Genomic DNA, 18,265 nt, shown 5'->3' with positions numbered 1-18,265 from the left:
TTCGGCTTGCATCACTTCGGCCTTACAGTCTGAAGAAGCTTCATCCAATAAAGGTTGTAACCACTTATCTCTTCCTGCTTCCATGTGAATATCGGATGCTATTCGTTTAGCCACTAAAACCGTTTCTACACAGGGGCAATCCTTTAGGGCTTCGTCTACGATACCTTTTAGGTCAATGGTTTTGGCGCCCCGGTAGGAACCATCACTGGTGATCACCATCTTACACTCGGAATCATTAATCCTGGTGGACAGGGCTGTGGAGGAAAAACCGGCAAAAACTACCGAATGAATCGCACCTATCCTGGCACAGGCCAATACCGATACAGCCAACTCCGGTATCATGGGCAGGTAAATACAAACGCGATCTCCTTTACCTATCCCCTGTTCCTTTAATACATTGGCAAACTTGTTGACACGTTCGGAAAGCTCTTTATAGGTAATTGATATGACCTTTTCATCCGGGTCATTTGGCTCAAATAAAATGGCCGTCTTGTCCCCCCTGGTGGCCAGGTGCCTATCGATACAATTCTCTGTTATATTTAATCGTGCGCCTTCAAACCATTTTATTTCAGGCTTTGAAAAGTCCCAACTCAATACCTTGTCCCACTTCCTGCGCCACATAAAATGTTCTTCGGCGATCTCTTCCCAAAAATGCTCCGGGTCCCGGACCGATTTTCTATAAACCTGATAATATTCCTCTAAGTGTTTTATGTGGTAATTGCTCATATCTGTTTTTAATTAAAATTAACGCCAAATTTAGTTGCGCCCTAAAATAAATAAATAAATGATTTCCTACTAAGTTTTTTCTACATATAACTAACAACTATCGACGGACAATAAAGTTTCTGGATATTAATGATTGATAGCTTCACCGGCCCCACTGGGTATTCTGATATTTTCAACTATGTCCTGAACTTCTTTCGGAGGCGCTTTGGTAAACTTCATAATAGTAATGGAAACTATGAAATTTAACAGCATCGCGACCGCGCCAAAACCTTCCGGGGAAATACCAAACCACCATTCGCTTTTATCAGGTAAGGTATCGTCAAACCAGCCCAATTTATATTTGATCATGTATAGTAGCATGGATATGATTCCAACCACCATACCCGCTACTGCCCCCTCTTTGTTCATCCGTTTATAGAAGATTCCCAAAATAATAGCAGGAAAGAACGAAGCTGCTGCCAGACCAAAGGCCAGGGCTACTACAGCCGCCACAAAACCCGGCGGATGGATCCCATAATAACCGGCTACTACCACGGCTCCAACAGCTGATAAACGAGCTGCTACCAACTCCCCTTTTTCCGAAATGGAAGGCTTTATAACTTTTTTAATCAAATCGTGAGACACTGATGCAGAAATCACCAATAATAATCCTGCAGCTGTTGATAAAGCCGCCGCTAAACCACCGGCAGCCACCAAAGCAATGACCCAATTAGGCAATTTGGCTATTTCAGGATTAGCCAATACCATAATATCTCTATCAACTGTCAACTCATTATGCTTACCATCCGCTAAATATTGAATCTTGCCATCCTCATTTTTATCTTCAAAACTTATCAATCCCGTAGTTTCCCACTTTTTAAACCATTCCGGCATACTGGTATATGGTTTATCAGAAACCGTTTCAATCATATTTGTTCTTGCAAAAACAGCCACTGCGGGTGCTGTAGTGTATAGTAAAACGATTAACAACAACGCAATTCCTGCCGACTTACGGGCATCCCTTACTCTTTTAACCGTAAAGAAACGGACAATAACGTGCGGTAATCCAGCCGTACCGATCATTAGTGCCAAAGTGATGGCAAATACATCTATGGTTGATTTTGAACCTTCAGTATATTCGGCAAAACCCAGTTCTTTACTCAGTCCGTCTAATTTATCCAATAAGTAAGTTCCGGATCCATCCGCCAGTTCACCTCCAAAGCCGAACTGTGGAATTGGGTTTCCCGTCATTTGAATGGAAATAAAAATAGCAGGCACCATGAAAGCAAAGATCAGCACACAATACTGCGCCACCTGCGTATAGGTGATCCCTTTCATGCCTCCTAAAACGGCATAAAAAAGCACGATGAACATCCCAATGATAACTCCCGAATTAATATCTACTTCCAAAAACCTGGAGAATACAATGCCAACACCGCGCATTTGTCCTGCCACATAAGTAAACGATACTAATAAGGCGCAAATGACAGCTACAATTCGCGCTGCATTTGAATAATATCTATCGCCAATAAAATCGGGAACCGTAAACTTTCCAAACTTCCTTAAATAGGGTGCCAATAATAAGGCCAACAATACGTAGCCCCCGGTCCATCCCATTAAATACACCGCGCCATCATACCCGGCAAATGAGATAATACCCGCCATAGAAATAAAGGAGGCAGCACTCATCCAATCCGCTGCTGTAGCCATACCGTTAGCCCATGGAGACACGCCCCCTCCGGCTACATAAAAATCTTTAGTGGAATTTGCCCTGGACCAGATAGCAATTCCTATATATAAAGCAAAAGTTATACCCACTAAAATATAGGTCCAATCCTGTACGGCAATAGCCGCAATTAGTAAACTATGCATCGTAACCGTACTTTTTATCAAGTTTGTTCATTAAGCGTACATAAACAAAAATGAGAATCACAAAAACATACATGGCCCCCTGTTGTGCAAACCAAAACCCAAGCTTAAAACCCGCTATTTTAATGGTATTCAATTCGTCTTTAAACAAAATACCCGCTCCGTAAGATACTAAAAACCAGATAGCGAGTAATATTAAAACATACTTGATGTTTTCCTTCCAATAGGCCCTTGCCTTATTTTCTTTAGTCATATGAAAAAAATTATGGACTCTAATATATAAAACGTAATTTTAAAACATGAAGCTATAACAATCAATTTCATAAGAAAATGGCATACGACGAGTATTTAGCAGATCGCATCAGGCAACAACTTAAAGAAAAGAAAGCGCATTTCACAGAACTCAAAATGATGGGCGGACTTTGTTTTAAAATGGATAATAAAATGCTATGCGGCATACATATTGACAAAAAATACGGAGATAGTTTATTAATGGCCCGTATTGGACAAGATGTATATGAACAGGAATTGGAAAAACCACATTGTTTACCCATGGACTTCACCGGACGCCCCATGAAAGGTTACATCTTTGTAACTCCTGAAGGTTTTGATACGGAAGCAGACCTTAGCTATTGGCTGGACCTATGCATTGCTTTTAATCCTTTGGCAAAAGGCAGTAAACCACGAAAAAAGAAGGCTAAATAAAATGTATCTCCTTAAATAATAATCACTTAGGTATAAAGGTTTTTATTTATAAAAATAAAATGCGATATTCAGCGTAAAGTAAAGAATGTCATGATTAATAATTCTATAACAAAAAAATTATAAAAACATGACATTTGTAAGGTTTTGCTGGTTTTCATTTAATTATTTTTGGCCTTGTAAAACTTTAAGGTATATCTACCAACTAAAACAAGTAACTTGAACCTAAAGAAAAAAGAAATTCTACCCAATAAAAAGTCCAGATGGCGTCCGGTAGCAGTCGTCTTAATTGGAGCTCTTACAGGTTTGGGCTTTTTTATGGCTAAGGAGGCTTCGTTAGTTTCTTATATGTCCAACAAACCTCAGGCCTGTGTTAACTGCCATGTTATGACACCTATGTATAACAGTTGGATGCATAGTTCGCACAGGGAATATGCCAATTGTAACGATTGTCATGTACCGCATAACAATGTTGCCAACAAATACTTTTTTAAAGCAAAAGACGGCTTATTTCACGCCACTATTTTTACCGCTCGTATGGAACCTGAAGTGATGTTTATGCGTGAGGCGTCACAAGAAGTAGTACAGGACAATTGTATCAGATGTCATGTGCAGCAAGTAACCCAAACTAAATATGACGGTTGGATAGATGGCCACAAAGAAAGCAGAACGGAGCGGAAATGTTGGGAATGCCATCAGGAAATCCCACATGGAACCGTGCATGGTATATCAACTATCAGAAATAATATAGCCCCTATTCCAACGGATACCTTAACAACGGTGATCCCAAAATGGCTAAACAATCAAATAAACGATAAAAACTAATTAACAACGACCTGCAAATTTTAAACCAATGAAAAACAAAGTATTATTTATAGTAACTGTAGTTGTAGTTTTCTTATTAGGAATTCTGGCTTCAAGTATCGTGAACAGAAAGAATGAAGCTAAATTTAAATATGTACCTCAGGTAGAGATCAATGAAAATGAGCCGAGAAATGAAGAATGGGGGAAAAACTTTCCTGCAGAGTATCAGTCGTTTTTACAAACAGAACAAGGTGATTTTGCTTCCTTCCAGGGCGGTAATGCCATGCGGGATATGTTAGAAGAAGATACGCGTTTAGCGGTGCTTTGGGCCGGTTACGGATTCTCCAAAGATTACAATCAGGGCCGAGGTCACCAATACGCCGTTGAGGATCTACATAACTCATTGCGAACCGGCGGACCAAAAGGAAAAGGTGACGGTCCTATGCCAGCTACTTGTTGGACCTGTAAGAGTCCGGATGTACCACGTTTAATGAACGAGATTGGTATTGCCGAATTCTACAGTGGTAAATGGGCCGATAAAGGGGAAGAAGTTGTTAACCCCATTGGTTGTGCAGATTGTCATGATTCAAAAACCATGAAGCTAACCATTACGCGTCCTGCATTGGTTGAAGCCTTTGAAGCCATGGGCAAAGATATCAACAAAGCTACCCATCAGGAAATGCGTTCATTGGTTTGTGCACAATGTCACGTAGAGTATTACTTCAATAAAAATACACCTGGGAAAGAAGGGGTGCCTTATTTAACATTCCCATGGAAAAACGGTATGTCTGTGGAGGCTATGGAGAAATATTATGATGACATGAACTTCAAAGATTGGACGCATAAATTAAGTAAGGCCCCAATGCTTAAAGCACAGCATCCGGGTTATGAAACCTACTTAACCGGTGTGCATGCCGATAGAGGTGTTTCTTGTGCCGATTGCCATATGCCATATAAAAGTGAAGGCGGACAAAAATTTACGGATCACCACATTCAATCACCTTTGAACAATATTGCGAACTCATGCCAGGTATGTCACCGCGAGGAAGCTGAGAAATTAAGAGCCAATGTTTATGACCGTCAGCAAAAAGCTGCCGAGAGTAGATTACGTTTAGAAGATGCTTTGGTTAGAATGCATGTAGAGGCTAAAAAATGTTGGGATCTTGGTGCTACGGAAGAACAAATGAAAGATATTTTAATGGATATCCGCCATGCACAATGGCGTTGGGATTATGCTGCTGCTGCTCACGGAGCATCGTTCCATTCTCCGGTTGAAACAGGCCGTGTGTTAAGTAGTGGTTTAGACAAAGCTACCGAAGGTCGTGTAAAACTAGCCCGTCTGCTAGCAGAACTTGGACATAACAAACCTGTTGAAATGCCGGATCTTTCAAGTAAAGAAAAAGCTCAGGAATACATTGGCCTGGATATGGAAAAATTAACCAAAGAAAAAGAGGAATTTAAAGAAAACCTTTTACCAAAATGGTTAGAAGCTGCTGAAAAAAGAGAAGCTACCTACGGAAGTCAAAAAGTATCCGTAGCAAATTAAAGAAATAGATTAGTAGTACGTTAATAGTTTAAACTCGCCCCGAGTTAAAAGAGATAATCTTTGGAGCATCATACTTCAAAGATTATCTTTTTTCAAATAGCACATTATGCAAAAATTATATAAATTCTTTTCTTCATCGACTCTGGCATTAATCCTTCTATTGGTTTTTGCCATAGCTATGGCTATAGCCACTTTTGTTGAAAATGATTATGGTACTGTCGTTGCCTGGGCCAGTATCTATGATGCCTGGTGGTTTGAAGTTGTTATGGTAGGTTTGGCCATCTGCTTTTTGTTCAACATTTTTAAATACAGGCTGTTCAGAAAACAAAAGTGGGCCATCTTTTTGTTTCATATTGCTTTTATAGTCATTATTCTTGGTGCGGGAATAACAAGATACACGTCCTACAGTGGTATAATGCGGATTCGTGAAGGCGCTTCATCCAATATCATTATTTCTGACACCAAACTCCTGACTGCTACCATAACCGATGGGAAAAACGAAAAGACCGTTCATAAAAAATTCAGTTTTTCACCATTGCAGGATAATCATTTTGAAGTCGATACCGATTTTAAAGGAAAAAAGATAAGCATAACCTATAAGGATTATATTGCCGATGCAACACCGGAAGTGATTAGCGATAGCGTTAACGGCACACCACTTTTAGAAATGGTAGTTACTGCCGGTAACGGACGTCATACCGTCTATCTGCAAAAAGGTGAAATTGAACGCATTGGAGCGCATCAGCACGAGGTAGGCTTTGAATCAGATAAGGAAGGCATTATTAATATTTATGAAGCTGATGGTACTTTTAAAATTAAAGCACCACACCCGATTGACTTTTTTATCATGGCGAGTCAGCAGGCCGGAAAGATCCAACAAGACACCCTTCAGAACATATCATTAAGAACCTTATTTCGTTCCGGGGATTTTTCTTTTGTTCCAACGGCGCACCATTCCCATGGAACCTTTAAACTGAAAAGTTCGACAACATCCAAAACAGAGAATGATAAAACTTTGGATGATGCACTGATAGTAGATGTTAGGGTTGATGACGAAGCCATCCAGGAAACCAACCTGCTCTATCGCGAAGGCTTTTTACCTGTAAAGCACATTGGGGAATTTAATGACGACTTACAAATTATTCTGTCTTACGGTTCCGGAGCCATTCAAACACCATTCGCTTTAAAATTAAACGATTTTCAACTGGAGCGCTATCCGGGCTCTTCTAGTCCTTCGGCGTACGCCAGTGAGGTTATGATTTTGGATGGTGATGAGCAAATTCCCTATCGAATCTTCATGAATAATGTATTGGATCACAAAGGGTTCCGATTCTTTCAAGCCAGTTATGATACCGATGAACAAGGCACTGTGTTATCAGTAAATTACGATAGTATCGGTACCTGGATAACTTATATTGGTTATTTTTTAATGGGCCTTGGCATGTGCTTTACCTTTTTTGGGAAAACATCCCGTTTTCAAATTATTAATAAAAAGCTAAAAAAATTAAAAACACAAACGGTTACGGTTATTGCTTTAATGATTGCTTTGTTGAGTCAACAATCTCAAGCCTCAACAGATCAGGATAGTATTCCAAAAGTTTCTATTGAAAAACTGGTACAATCACAACAAGTAGATATACAACAAGCCGATTTCTTTGGCAGATTATTGGTTCAGGATTTAGATGGGCGTATCAAACCTATAAATACGCTGGCTTCCGAATGCATTAGAAAGATCTCAAGAAAAGCTTATTTTAAATATCCCGTAGATGGTGAAACCCTGAAACTTGATGTGAATCAGGTATTTTTAGGTATGCATATGGCGCCGGGCATATGGCAACAAATTCCCATTATTAAAGCGGATACGCAAAAAACAGGGGATCTATTAAACAATATTTCAGTTGGAGCAAACGGACTGTACGCCTTTGTCAGTTTCTTAGATCATGAAGGACGTTATTTGTTATCGGATGCCGCCGAACAGGCCAATAAAAAGAAACCTGCGGAACGTAACGAATTTGATAAAGAAGTTTTAAAAATTGACGAACGTTTTAATATTCTTTATAATCTGTTCTCAGGGAATTATCTGAAAATATTCCCGAATAAAGAAGATGAAAATAATACCTGGTACAGTTATACACATGATTTTAAAGATTTCACCGAAGAAGATGGTCGTTTTGCCAAATCTATATTGCCGGCTTATTTTAATGATCTCAATCAGCGGAAATACAACGAAGCTTATGAAAAACTAAACTACGTTAAAAAATATCAGGATGTTATCGGAGCATCCATCATTCCGACACCTGAACGTGTTGAAGCCGAATTATGGTACAACAAGGCCAATATCAATTTTTGGTTATTCCAAGTGTTCTTTACTATTGGTTTCGCACTCCTCATCATGTCTATAGTAAGAATGTTTTCCCTAAATAAACTGATAAACATGGTGTGGAATGGGTTAATCCTTCTTACGCTCATATCTTTTTTGCTATTCACTTTTAATATCATTTTACGTTGGTATGTAGCGCAACATGCCCCATGGAGTAACGGTTATGAAATGTTGGTATTTGTAGCCTGGTGTTTATTATTAAGCGGATTAATAACCTTTAGAAAATCGGATTTTGCACTGCCATTAGCTACATTATTTTCAGGTGCGTTACTATTTGTTAGTTACCTGGATTGGTTAAACCCTGAGATCACCAACCTGATGCCGGTATTAAAATCGTACTGGTTAAAGATTCATGTAGCTACTATTGTGAGTAGTTATGCGCCTCTAGCACTATCGGCAGTACTTGGTATCATGGCCTTATTACTTATGCTTTTTAAAACGAAAAAGACCAGATCTATCATAGAATTAAAAATTAAAGAGCTGACCTATATCAATGAATTATCCATGACCATTGGTTTGTTTACTTTAGCCATAGGTACCTTTTTAGGTGGTGTTTGGGCCAATGAAAGTTGGGGACGTTATTGGGCCTGGGACCCTAAAGAAACCTGGGCGCTTATCAGTATCATCGTTTATGCTATTGTATTGCATTTACGGTTCGTACCAAAACTCAATAATTTTTACACATTAAATGTAGCCAGCATGTTTGCATTTTGGTCCATAATCATGACCTCGTTTGGTGTAAACTACTATTTATCAGGCCTTCATAGTTATGCCTCAGGAGATCCTGTTCCAATACCAAAGTTTGTCTATGTGATATTTTTCAGTATGGTCTTAATTACCATTCTGGTGGCTTATAAACGCAGAAAAGTAAGCGTTAAAAGTTAACGCTACAACATATATTTAAAACAAAAAATCATGAGTACAAAACCAAATGTTCCTGTTCTGATTTTAACAGGATTACTGGTTCTTGTTTTTCAGGGACCAAGTTATTCTCAGAACCTGTCCGACACCACTATTAAATCCATTAAAACTGAGATTTACAAAACCTTTAATAAAAGTATTGAAGCCGGTGAAACGCTGGATGTTGATGGTATTGAAAGTAACATTGATGATTCCCTAAAAAGCGGTTTTATCGATAACGGGCAATACTTTGAGACTTTTGACGAATTAATGGTCGGCTTCAAACAAGGTATCCAGGGTCTGGAGTCTCAGGATATGACAGTGACCAATAAAAAGATCACGGTACTTTCTGAAAGTAAAGTGCTTTTAACGACTTCCGGCACCTATGCCGCTAAAGTTGTTGATGGTCGGGTTTTAAAAGGTAAATTCGCTTGGAGCTTTGTATATTCGAAAATAAATGGCAAATGGAAAGTCATTCATTCCCATATGTCTAATCCTTAAGCCCTAAGAAAACGTAATAGTTAATAATTTTTTCGGTTAAAAGCCAAAACCTGACAAAAGTTAGATTTTATAGCTTTTATCCGAACTAATTTTGTAGCATGATTACTAAATAACCCCATTATGAAAATCACAGTCAAAATACTAATCGGTCTAACGTTATTAGTAGCTATTGCCTGTTACAAAACTCAAAAAAGACCGAACAATACTATAGCAGGACATGGGACACAAGAAATGCATTGGAGTTACTCAGGTGAAACTTCCCCTGTTCATTGGGCCGAAATAGAAAAGAATTCCGATTGCAACGGGAACCACCAATCGCCTATAAACATCATTCACAATGATGTGGACTCGGTTCGCATCAATAATGATCTAAAAATATTATATACGCCATCTACCCTACTGAGCAAGGTGGAAAACAACGGACATTCCATTCAATTTGACTTTGAACCCGGAGATTCCATAAACTATAAAGGCAAAACCTTTTATTTAAAGCAAATTCATTTTCACGAACCTTCGGAACACAGGATTAATGGCATGATCTATCCTATTGAAATGCACCTGGTTCATGTTAGTAAAAGAGGAGAAATCACCGTTTTAGGCGTTTTAGGGGAAGAAGGCAAGGAAAGTCAGTTGTTTGAATTCTTTGAAAGTTTTTTACCCCTTGAAAATGGCGCTGTTAAGGATATCCATCAAAAAATAGATCTATCCGGTTTATTCTTAGAGGACAAGCATTATTATTCTTATGGCGGTTCATTAACTACACCACCCTGCTCCGAAAATGTCAATTGGATCGTCTTTAAAGAACCTATTATACTATCTGTAGAAGAAGTATTGAAACTTAAGAACAATATGCCTCTCAATAATTATAGAAATGAGCAGGCTTTAAACGGCAGGATTGTCAATTATCATTATTAAATGCTATCGGTATAACCTTAGCTTAGAGGTACCTAAATGACTCCTCCCTTTTTTGAAGGGAGGTGAATCCCGATAATTATCGGGATTCGGAGGGTTAATTGATAAAAATCTCGGCTTTCTTCCAGTTTCTTAATGAAACTGGAATTCATTCTCCTCTTAAGTTTAAGAGGAGCGCTACAGCCGAAGAATGATCATCAAATAATTTAAAACAGATCATCAATGACTTAAAGACCTTTCAAACCCAAAAATCCTTGGCGCAAAAGTAGCCTTAAGCCCCATTCCTATCGCGGCTTGCTTCATGGCTTCGGGAACGTCACCACAGAACAAAAATTCCCCTGGGACCGCTATTTGCAGTAAATTTTCAAAATGTCCGGCTGCGGTAGTTCCCAAATGAAAGCCAACCGCCCCGGCATCAACAAATAAATCCATAACCACTAATGTAGAAGACGTTTCGTCAAAATAACATTGCACCTTCAATGCGCCCGGTTCATTGGCTTTCATTTGACTTTCCACCTCCCTGTAAATAGCTTTTAAAGCTTCTGAATTTCCTTCCTTAGCAGTCCACTTATACATTACCATTATGTCCTGATTTTCCATGATATTTGATTTTTAAAATTGATTACACCACAAAGTTATGTCGTTTACATATACTACAATAGTGTCTTTTTAGACATTTTAAAGGGTTGATTACGACACTTTGATTTTATATCTTTATAAAAATAATTATGAAATGAGCAGAAATTTTGAGTTTTGGCATTTTCAGATAACTATAAAATTTTAAACGGATGAAACATATCAGCGTCATTGTTCCTGCGGGTCATAGCATTGTAGATACCATCATTGCGCCTTTTAATATGTTTAAGATGGCAAATTCATACTATAAGAAGCTGAACAAATTGGCAGAAGATCCTTTCAGCATTGATTTAGTAGGGTTAACAAAGGAGCCTGTGACCTATCAGGGTTTATTCAGTATACTGCCTACAGCCACCATACATGATATATCAAAAACCGACCTGATCATTATTTCACCAATAAGCGGAGATTTAGATAAAGCTATTAAGGCTAATATGGATTTTGTTACCTGGGTTAAAAAACGACGGATAGAAAATGATTCGGAAATTGCCAGTTTATGCAAAGGGGCCTTTTTACTGGCTGAAACCGGCCTGGTAAATGGAAAATCCTGTGCCACACATTGGACAGTTCATGAAGCTTTCCAACGGAGATACCCTGAGGTAAACCTGATACCTGAAAAAATAATCTGCGAAGACAACGGTATATATTCCAGTGGAGGTGCTTACTCCATATTGAATTTTACACTGTATTTAATAGAACGCTATTTTGGTAGAGAAACAGCCATATGGTGCTCAAAGGTTTCGGAAATAGAGTTTGACAGATTAAGTCAGAGTGCGTTTATCATTTTTAGCGGACAAAAAGATCATTCGGATGAACCTGTTAAACGGGCTCAACTTTATATTGAAAACAACTACCGGGATAAATTGCATGTAAATGACCTTGCGCAAATGGTCCATTTAAATCCCAGAAGTTTTTTGCGGCGATTTAAAAAAGCCACTTCCAATACACCCCTGGAATATATACAACGCGTTAAGATTGAAGCCGCTAAAAAGAAACTGGAATCGTCTACCAAAACCATACTTGAGGTTATGTATGATATTGGATACCATGATGATAAAGCATTTAGAACGACGTTTCGAAAATATTCCGGGTTAGCGCCCAAAGCATATCAAAAAAAGTATAACCGGGAAATGGCCTATGCTTAATTACCAGGAATGATATAAAAACATATTGGAACCTGAAGCCATATGGCCACCTTTATTGACTTTCAACGATGCAAAACGATTTAGAACAAAGAAACCAACGAAACAGAAAAACAGAGCCTCTAACAACAGAGGAATGGCTGACTTTTTTCTTTTTACCATTCTTTACTCCAAGGCCCAATCATAGAGAAGACCATTTTTCAGAATCGGAAATTGAACGCTTTAAAAAATATGGGTTCGATAAAAAGTTAAAACAGGCATATCGCGTTAAAACCTATGGATACTTGTTTTGGATCGGTACCATTGGTATTTTGTTCTACATAATTAAACATTAGTATTCCTCATCAGGTCATTGTATAGTTAATTTCAAGTTTTGAATTACACATGTTTTAATAACACAAACTAAGTTTGTTACTAACAAAACACAGACCTATGAAATTCTATAAAATTATCCTTGGTATTATCATCATTAGCAGCCATACTATTTTCGGACAAACAGAAAACATAAAAGATCTACCACTTCCCGAACATTTACAGGATGGTACGGTCTGGGAGTTTCAGGACGACCTGTCTGATAATTTTAATTACACCTTCCTGCCAAAAAATAAAAAAACCGATTTCGGTAATGGTAAATGGTTCAATTTTTACCAAAGCAAATGGGACGGCCCGGGGACTACCTATTGGAAATATAACCATGTAGCGGTTGATGGTAACGATCTTATCATAAAGGCCTCGCGTTGGAAAGGCAAAAACGAAACGGCGCCTAAGGCCTTAAAATTTAATAAAATGGGCAAGCCTAAGGGTGGTGTTAGCGCCGGTTGTATAACCTCTAACAAAACGGTGGTGTACCCGGTGTTTATCGAGTCTAAAAGTAGTGTGGCCAATATTGTATTGGCATCTGATGTGTGGTTATTGAGTCCGGATGCTACCCAGGAAATAGACATTATGGAGTGCTACGGGGGTAAAGAGCCGGGAAACAGTTATTTTGCCAAATCCATTCACATCAGCCATCACTCCTTTATCAGAAAACCGTTTACGGATTATCAGCCCAGGGATAAAGGGGCCTGGTATAACCGGGACGGTGTTACCGGCTGGGGTGAATACTGCTGGAACAACGGCGATAGAAAATATGTAAGAACCGGTGTGTATTGGAAAAGCCCCGTGCATTTTGAACATTATATTGATGGCGAATTGGTACGCGTGTTATACGATAAAGCACTGGCAACAAAAATAAATGGCAAATGGGAATACGGTTATCCAACCATGACCAATGGTAAACTTGATGTACAGTACGGAAAACAAAAAATAACGCCTTTTAGCACAAAAGACACCTATTCGTTTGCGGAACTACAAAAGGCCAGTAAGGTGTCTTCGGTTAGTATCATTGACCCGTATGAGTATCAAGGCGGTAAAGGGTTTACAAAGCCTTTGAATATTATTATCAACCTGGAATCTCAGGACTGGCATGTCAAAGCGGGCAGAACCCCTACGGATGCCGATCTAAAAGACCCGGCTAAAAATACTATGAAGGTTGATTGGTTCAGGGTTTATAAACCAAAGCTATAAGAAGTCTATTGTTTTCTGAAGTACGGCTTGATTATCTACTTTACACGGGCACAGTACTTAAAATAAGTATGCTAATTAATTTAAGCTATGACCCTGATGGTAATTCAGCCGGGGAGTTAAGTTCCGGAGCTATTACAGGTATTTTTATGTGGGAGATAATGATTAACCTCTTAATTCCTTTAAAATGCTTTTAATCTTTTGGTGCTTCATGCAATGCAGCTGCGGCAGCTCCAACGATCCCCGCATGATTTCCGAGTTCTGCAGGAATAACAGGGGTTTGTATTTTTATTTGTTTCCTGTATTTATCAAAATCTTTGGAGCTACCACCGCCTAGAATAATTAAATCCGGACAAGTTATGATCTCAGCCAATTCTAAAAATTTATTGAAACGTTTGCCCCAGGCCTTATAACTTAAGTTATCCCTTTTTCTAGCTGAATTTGAAGCATATGCTTCAATCTTTTTGTAGTTTTTATAAGGTATTTGTCCTAATTCAAAATTGGGTAGCAATTCGCCATTTAAAAATACGCCACTGCCAATTCCGGTGCCAATAGTTATCATTAATACCAAACCTTGTTCGCCTTTACCAATGCCGTAATTCATAACCGCATAACCGGCAGCATCTGCATCATTAATAACAGTAACAGGCAATCCGGATGCTTCAGAAAAAAGTTCCTTTGCATTTACGCCTAACCAATCTTTATGCAAGTTTCCCGTGGCCATACACACGCCATGCTTTATAATGGTTGGAAAACCAACGCCTACCGGCCCCTTGTAATTAAAGTACTCTACAATGTCGTTAAGAACTTTAGCCATGTCTTTTGGTTTCCTGGATTTTGGTGTGGGTATCCTAAACCGTTTGGTTAGTATTTCGCCGGTTAATGAATTCACTAAGGCACCTTTCATACCCGTGCCTCCAATATCTATTCCAAGAACATCCATATTTAAAATTTTAAAACAAACTTATCAAAAGTAACAAAAGATTTTTTCTTAATTTTAATAACCTGCATATCTACTCAAATATCATGACCTAAGTGTTGCTGGTTATTTATAAATGTAAGTTATGAAATACTGGGTTCTCATTTTTGTTTTTTACGCGGTCTTCCAGGTGGATCCATATGCTTCCGAACGCAAGCGTATGGTCAAACATCAGATTGAGGCGCGCGGTATAACTCATAAGGCCACATTAAAAGCTATGTATAAGGTGCCACGTCATCATTTTGTTCCCAAGTACATGGTTACATATGCCTATGAGGACCGTCCCTTACCTATTGGGAATAACCAGACTATTTCGCAGCCTTATATCGTTGCCTATATGACAGCTACCATCTCACCTAAATCCGGTATGAAAGTGTTAGAGGTAGGGACCGGTTCCGGATACCAGGCTGCTGTATTGGCAGAAATAGTGGATCACGTTTATACGATAGAAATCATCCCGAAATTAGCACAAAAAGCAACCAATACTTTGGATATGCTTGGTTATGAAAATGTTACAATAAGGAGTGGTGACGGCTATCTGGGATGGGAAGAACACGCCCCTTTTGACGCAGTCATCGTTACGGCAGCACTGAATCACATTCCTCAGCCACTGATAGAGCAATTAAAAGAAGGTGGTTCCCTGGTGATGCCTGTTGGTAAACACGGTGAGATACAGGCCCTCAAACTGTTAAAAAAACGAAGAGGTAAGACCACTGAAAATAATTTAATGGCTGTACGGTTTGTGCCCTTTACCGGTAAACAAGGAAAATAATGACCTTGCGTTCAAAAAACAAGTCTTTTTAAGCTTATCCTGACGGTGATGGGGGCCACTCAAGCAGACTATAATGTCATTCTGAACGGAATACAATGAAGTGCAGCATCACTCTGTCATTCCTGCGCAAGCAGGAATCCACATGTTCTAACTGTAATGTTCATTTTTGTCTTGACACATTCCCGATAATTATGGGGACCAACCAAAAAAGTCAAGACTTACGACAAAATCCCAATTGATTTGGCAAATTGATACATCACGCATGGAACATAATACTTGAACTGACAATGGCTAGTTTATTACTCCAAATATCCAAAACATTAGCCTCAATGCACTCCTGGATATTAGAAACATCTGCTTATTCAAAAGTTTCGCCTGTGATGTTTTCATAAAGCTTTATATAATTTCAAATGGCAAAAGCACATTCATACTTCTTATTATTAACCAATTCATCCTTCAAAAATGACAATTGGGAAACTCAGATTTAGATAAATTGTATTTAATCCAGACCTTTGAACTATGCCCACCTTAAAATAGTCTAATAACCAATAATAAAATTAAATTAGGTATGAAGAAAATACAAGTATTCAGAATAGTGTTGTTTACTTCCACTGCAATATCCTTATTTTTTGTACCATGGATTTTAGTTTGGGCTTGGATATTGCCCCTACCAAACACAATACAAGAACAGGTAGACGAAACCGTTGGACACGGATTTGCCGGTATGATTGTTTACGTAGATGAAGCTGGTAAAGCACCTGCTTTTTATTCTGGCGGTTGGAAAGACAAAAAAAATAAAATCCCTGCTGACCCAAATGCCTTATTCAAAATTGCCAGTATAAGCAAACTATATGTTGCTGTTTCCATTACCAAATTGGTAAGTAACCAACGCTTATTCTTAGATAAAACATTAGCTGATTATTTTCCAGAGCTTGCGGAAAGAATTGAAAATGCGGAGAAAATAAAGCTAAAACATATGGTACAACACCGTAGTGGTATTCCCAACTTTACCGATTTTCCGGAGTTTTGGCAAAATCCGCCACAATCCAGTAAAGAAACTCTTGAATTGGTCTTAGATTTACCTGCTAATTTTGAGCCTGGGGAAGACTATGAATACTCTAACACCAATTACTTACTACTTCGCGAACTCATCAATAAAGAGTTAGGGTATGACTATAGCCAATATATTAAAGAAGAAATATTAATTCCGCTTGGACTTAAAAACACCTTTTTTTCACTTAAAGAAGTAGATATTAACGATGTGATGAGTGGCTACTATGTAGGATATGAACCAGATTTAAAGACTGAGGAACAAGGCATGTTAGCTACAGCCCAAGATGTGGGTATATTTTTAAGAGCACTTAATGATGGTTCTGTATTTAAAAAAGGGGAACAGGAAATCTACGCTTCTATTTACGAGTTTGAGCATGGCGGTTTGGTTCCTGGTTATCAAAGCCTTGCAGAATACCATAAAGACATAGACGCCGTTATCGTTCAATTTTTGAATACCACAGATTTTGAAGGATACGAATGGAATTTATCGCAAATATCTATAAATCGAATTGTGAAAATACTCCATAAAAACAAGGAATAAAAAAGACCTTACAATGCAAGGTCTTTTTAACTTATTAAATGTGTCTTCGAGTACCTCAGACACCAAAAACTTCTATCCCAAATACTCCAAAACATTAGCCTCAATGCGCTTCTGGATATTAGAAACATCTGCTTTTACAAAAGTTTCACCGGTAATGTTCTCGTAGAGTTCAATATAACGGTCAGACACGGTTTCAATGTATTCGTCGCTCATAAACGGCACAGTTTGTCCTTCTAAACCTTGAAAACCATTAGAGATTAGCCATTGGCGTACAAACTCTTTAGACAATTGTTTTTGTGGCGCTCCTTTAGCCTGACGTTCTTCATAACCTTCGGCATAAAAATAACGAGAAGAATCAGGGGTGTGTATTTCATCAATAAGGACAATTTGTCCGTCCTTAGTTTTTCCGAATTCGTATTTGGTATCCACTAAAATCAAACCGCGTTCTGCAGCTATTTCAGAACCACGCTGAAATAGTTTACGTGTATAATCTTCCAGTATTACATAATCTGCTTCAGATACAATACCACGTTTTAAAATATCCTCACGGGAAATATCCTCATCATGGTCGCCTTTCTCGGCTTTGGTCGCCGGTGTAATAATAGGCTCGGGAAAAGCATCGTTCTCTTTCATACCATCCGGCATCGGTACACCACATAATAAACGTTTGCCTGCCTTGTACTCCCGGGCAGCATGACCACTCATATAGCCGCGTATCACCATTTCCACTTTAAACGGTTCGCATAAATGCCCAACCGCTACATTAGGATCCGGTGTTGCCATAAGCCAATTGGGTACCAAATCTTCGGTGGCCGCCATCATTTTGGTAGCAATCTGGTTTAGTATTTGTCCCTTATACGGAATCCCTTTAGGCATGACGACATCAAAGGCTGATAACCTATCGGTGGCGATCATGACCAATTGCTCGTCATTGATATTATAAACTTCTCTTACTTTCCCCTTATAGACACTTTTTTGTCCGGGAAAATTAAAGTTGGTATCTGTTATGGTGTTACTCATGTGTGACTGTTTATGAGTTTATTTGTTTATTCGTTTATATGGATTCCGCATCAAGTTCGGAATGACAAAATTATATTTTATGTCGGTTCGAGTGTCACGCTCTTGGCGTGATTGTACTTCGGCAGGCTCAGCATAAATATCGAGAACTTTATTCTTGAATGAGATGCTGAAACAAGTTCAGCATGACAACTATTTTTTACTACTAACTGCCACTGAATACTGCATACTGCTCACTGTATA

At 38.6% G+C, this 18,265-nt stretch carries 18 protein-coding genes; 12 read left to right on the top strand and 6 right to left on the bottom strand.

The features are described 5' to 3' along the window. The 3 genes from Q0983_RS06620 to Q0983_RS06610 all read right to left on the bottom strand — a co-directional run. Positions 1-726, bottom strand: a 726-nt coding sequence (locus Q0983_RS06620; protein WP_299550470.1) for an AMP-binding protein, incomplete at its 3' end; no start/stop codon positions are given. A gap of 126 nt (positions 727-852) precedes the next feature. Continuing rightward, positions 853-2,553, bottom strand: coding sequence for a sodium:solute symporter family protein (locus Q0983_RS06615; protein WP_299550484.1), 1,701 nt, complete (start codon positions 2,551-2,553; stop codon positions 853-855). 16 nt (positions 2,554-2,569) lie between these two features. Beyond that, positions 2,570-2,827: a DUF4212 domain-containing protein gene (locus Q0983_RS06610; protein WP_299550468.1), complete on the bottom strand. Its 258-nt coding sequence runs from the start codon at positions 2,825-2,827 to the stop codon at positions 2,570-2,572. A gap of 77 nt (positions 2,828-2,904) precedes the next feature. On the opposite strand from Q0983_RS06610, the gene Q0983_RS06605 reads away from it, so the two are divergent. From Q0983_RS06605 to Q0983_RS06580, 6 genes are all read left to right on the top strand, one after another. Further along, positions 2,905-3,279: a TfoX/Sxy family protein gene (locus tag Q0983_RS06605; protein ID WP_299550466.1), complete on the top strand. Its 375-nt coding sequence runs from the start codon at positions 2,905-2,907 to the stop codon at positions 3,277-3,279. A gap of 216 nt (positions 3,280-3,495) precedes the next feature. Next, on the top strand, positions 3,496-4,101 hold the full coding sequence (gene nrfH / locus Q0983_RS06600) for a cytochrome c nitrite reductase small subunit (RefSeq protein WP_299550464.1): 606 nt from the start codon (positions 3,496-3,498) through the stop codon (positions 4,099-4,101). A gap of 28 nt (positions 4,102-4,129) precedes the next feature. Beyond that, positions 4,130-5,626 carry an ammonia-forming cytochrome c nitrite reductase gene (gene nrfA / locus Q0983_RS06595; RefSeq protein ID WP_299550462.1) on the top strand — a complete coding sequence of 499 codons (1,497 nt, stop codon included), beginning with the start codon at positions 4,130-4,132 and terminating at the stop codon, positions 5,624-5,626. A 106-nt stretch (positions 5,627-5,732) separates the two neighbouring features. Next, positions 5,733-8,891, top strand: coding sequence for a cytochrome c biogenesis protein CcsA (gene ccsA, locus Q0983_RS06590; protein ID WP_299550460.1), 3,159 nt, complete (start codon positions 5,733-5,735; stop codon positions 8,889-8,891). Between the two features lie 30 nt (positions 8,892-8,921). After that, a complete protein-coding gene (locus tag Q0983_RS06585; protein WP_299550458.1) occupies positions 8,922-9,407 on the top strand; it encodes a nuclear transport factor 2 family protein in 486 nt (161 codons plus the stop codon). A 120-nt stretch (positions 9,408-9,527) separates the two neighbouring features. Continuing rightward, complete coding sequence (locus tag Q0983_RS06580) at positions 9,528-10,322, top strand: carbonic anhydrase family protein (RefSeq protein ID WP_299550456.1); 795 nt, start codon at positions 9,528-9,530, stop codon at positions 10,320-10,322. A 216-nt stretch (positions 10,323-10,538) separates the two neighbouring features. Here Q0983_RS06580 and Q0983_RS06575 read toward each other — a convergent pair whose 3' ends face one another. Further along, positions 10,539-10,919 (bottom strand): antibiotic biosynthesis monooxygenase, encoded by a 381-nt coding sequence (locus Q0983_RS06575; RefSeq protein ID WP_299550454.1) that lies wholly within the window; start codon positions 10,917-10,919, stop codon positions 10,539-10,541. A 188-nt stretch (positions 10,920-11,107) separates the two neighbouring features. Here Q0983_RS06575 and Q0983_RS06570 point away from each other — a divergent pair, with 188 nt between their 5' ends. From Q0983_RS06570 to Q0983_RS06555, 4 genes are all read left to right on the top strand, one after another. Then, positions 11,108-12,100 carry a helix-turn-helix domain-containing protein gene (locus Q0983_RS06570; RefSeq protein WP_299550452.1) on the top strand — a complete coding sequence of 331 codons (993 nt, stop codon included), beginning with the start codon at positions 11,108-11,110 and terminating at the stop codon, positions 12,098-12,100. 68 nt (positions 12,101-12,168) lie between these two features. Next, a complete protein-coding gene (locus Q0983_RS06565) occupies positions 12,169-12,432 on the top strand; it encodes a hypothetical protein (RefSeq protein WP_299550450.1) in 264 nt (87 codons plus the stop codon). A gap of 97 nt (positions 12,433-12,529) precedes the next feature. Next, complete coding sequence (locus tag Q0983_RS06560) at positions 12,530-13,663, top strand: beta-agarase (RefSeq protein WP_299550448.1); 1,134 nt, start codon at positions 12,530-12,532, stop codon at positions 13,661-13,663. Between the two features lie 68 nt (positions 13,664-13,731). Further along, positions 13,732-13,857 carry a hypothetical protein gene (locus Q0983_RS06555; RefSeq protein WP_299550446.1) on the top strand — a complete coding sequence of 42 codons (126 nt, stop codon included), beginning with the start codon at positions 13,732-13,734 and terminating at the stop codon, positions 13,855-13,857. Here Q0983_RS06555 and ppgK read toward each other — a convergent pair. Further along, positions 13,854-14,603: a polyphosphate--glucose phosphotransferase gene (gene ppgK / locus Q0983_RS06550; RefSeq protein WP_299550444.1), complete on the bottom strand. Its 750-nt coding sequence runs from the start codon at positions 14,601-14,603 to the stop codon at positions 13,854-13,856. The two genes, Q0983_RS06555 and ppgK, sit on opposite strands and share 4 nt — an antisense overlap. Before the next feature lie 121 nt (positions 14,604-14,724). Between ppgK and Q0983_RS06545 the strand changes: the two genes are divergently transcribed. Further along, positions 14,725-15,411, top strand: coding sequence for a protein-L-isoaspartate(D-aspartate) O-methyltransferase (locus Q0983_RS06545; protein ID WP_299550442.1), 687 nt, complete (start codon positions 14,725-14,727; stop codon positions 15,409-15,411). 568 nt (positions 15,412-15,979) lie between these two features. Next, positions 15,980-17,005: a serine hydrolase domain-containing protein gene (locus tag Q0983_RS06540; protein WP_299550440.1), complete on the top strand. Its 1,026-nt coding sequence runs from the start codon at positions 15,980-15,982 to the stop codon at positions 17,003-17,005. 72 nt (positions 17,006-17,077) lie between these two features. Here Q0983_RS06540 and Q0983_RS06535 read toward each other — a convergent pair whose 3' ends face one another. Further along, a complete protein-coding gene (locus Q0983_RS06535) occupies positions 17,078-18,025 on the bottom strand; it encodes a phosphoribosylaminoimidazolesuccinocarboxamide synthase (RefSeq protein ID WP_299550438.1) in 948 nt (315 codons plus the stop codon). Between the last annotated feature and the right edge of the window lie 240 nt (positions 18,026-18,265).

The sequence above is a fragment of the Seonamhaeicola sp. genome (genome assembly GCF_028281565.1).
Classification (GTDB): domain Bacteria; phylum Bacteroidota; class Bacteroidia; order Flavobacteriales; family Flavobacteriaceae; genus Seonamhaeicola.
This window is presented reverse-complemented; position numbering and strand designations above follow the sequence as displayed.

Coding starts and splice junctions, on each gene's coding strand:
- Q0983_RS06585 (WP_299550458.1), top strand. CDS start 8,922: ATGAGTACAAAACCAAATGTTCCTGTTCTGATTTTAACAGGATTACTG.
- Q0983_RS06545 (WP_299550442.1), top strand. CDS start 14,725: ATGAAATACTGGGTTCTCATTTTTGTTTTTTACGCGGTCTTCCAGGTG.
- Q0983_RS06560 (WP_299550448.1), top strand. CDS start 12,530: ATGAAATTCTATAAAATTATCCTTGGTATTATCATCATTAGCAGCCAT.
- Q0983_RS06540 (WP_299550440.1), top strand. CDS start 15,980: ATGAAGAAAATACAAGTATTCAGAATAGTGTTGTTTACTTCCACTGCA.
- Q0983_RS06575 (WP_299550454.1), bottom strand. CDS start 10,919: ATGGAAAATCAGGACATAATGGTAATGTATAAGTGGACTGCTAAGGAA.
- Q0983_RS06565 (WP_299550450.1), top strand. CDS start 12,169: ATGCAAAACGATTTAGAACAAAGAAACCAACGAAACAGAAAAACAGAG.
- Q0983_RS06605 (WP_299550466.1), top strand. CDS start 2,905: ATGGCATACGACGAGTATTTAGCAGATCGCATCAGGCAACAACTTAAA.
- ppgK (WP_299550444.1), bottom strand. CDS start 14,603: ATGGATGTTCTTGGAATAGATATTGGAGGCACGGGTATGAAAGGTGCC.
- nrfA (WP_299550462.1), top strand. CDS start 4,130: ATGAAAAACAAAGTATTATTTATAGTAACTGTAGTTGTAGTTTTCTTA.
- Q0983_RS06535 (WP_299550438.1), bottom strand. CDS start 18,025: ATGAGTAACACCATAACAGATACCAACTTTAATTTTCCCGGACAAAAA.
- ccsA (WP_299550460.1), top strand. CDS start 5,733: ATGCAAAAATTATATAAATTCTTTTCTTCATCGACTCTGGCATTAATC.
- Q0983_RS06555 (WP_299550446.1), top strand. CDS start 13,732: ATGCTAATTAATTTAAGCTATGACCCTGATGGTAATTCAGCCGGGGAG.
- Q0983_RS06610 (WP_299550468.1), bottom strand. CDS start 2,827: ATGACTAAAGAAAATAAGGCAAGGGCCTATTGGAAGGAAAACATCAAG.
- Q0983_RS06570 (WP_299550452.1), top strand. CDS start 11,108: ATGAAACATATCAGCGTCATTGTTCCTGCGGGTCATAGCATTGTAGAT.
- Q0983_RS06580 (WP_299550456.1), top strand. CDS start 9,528: ATGAAAATCACAGTCAAAATACTAATCGGTCTAACGTTATTAGTAGCT.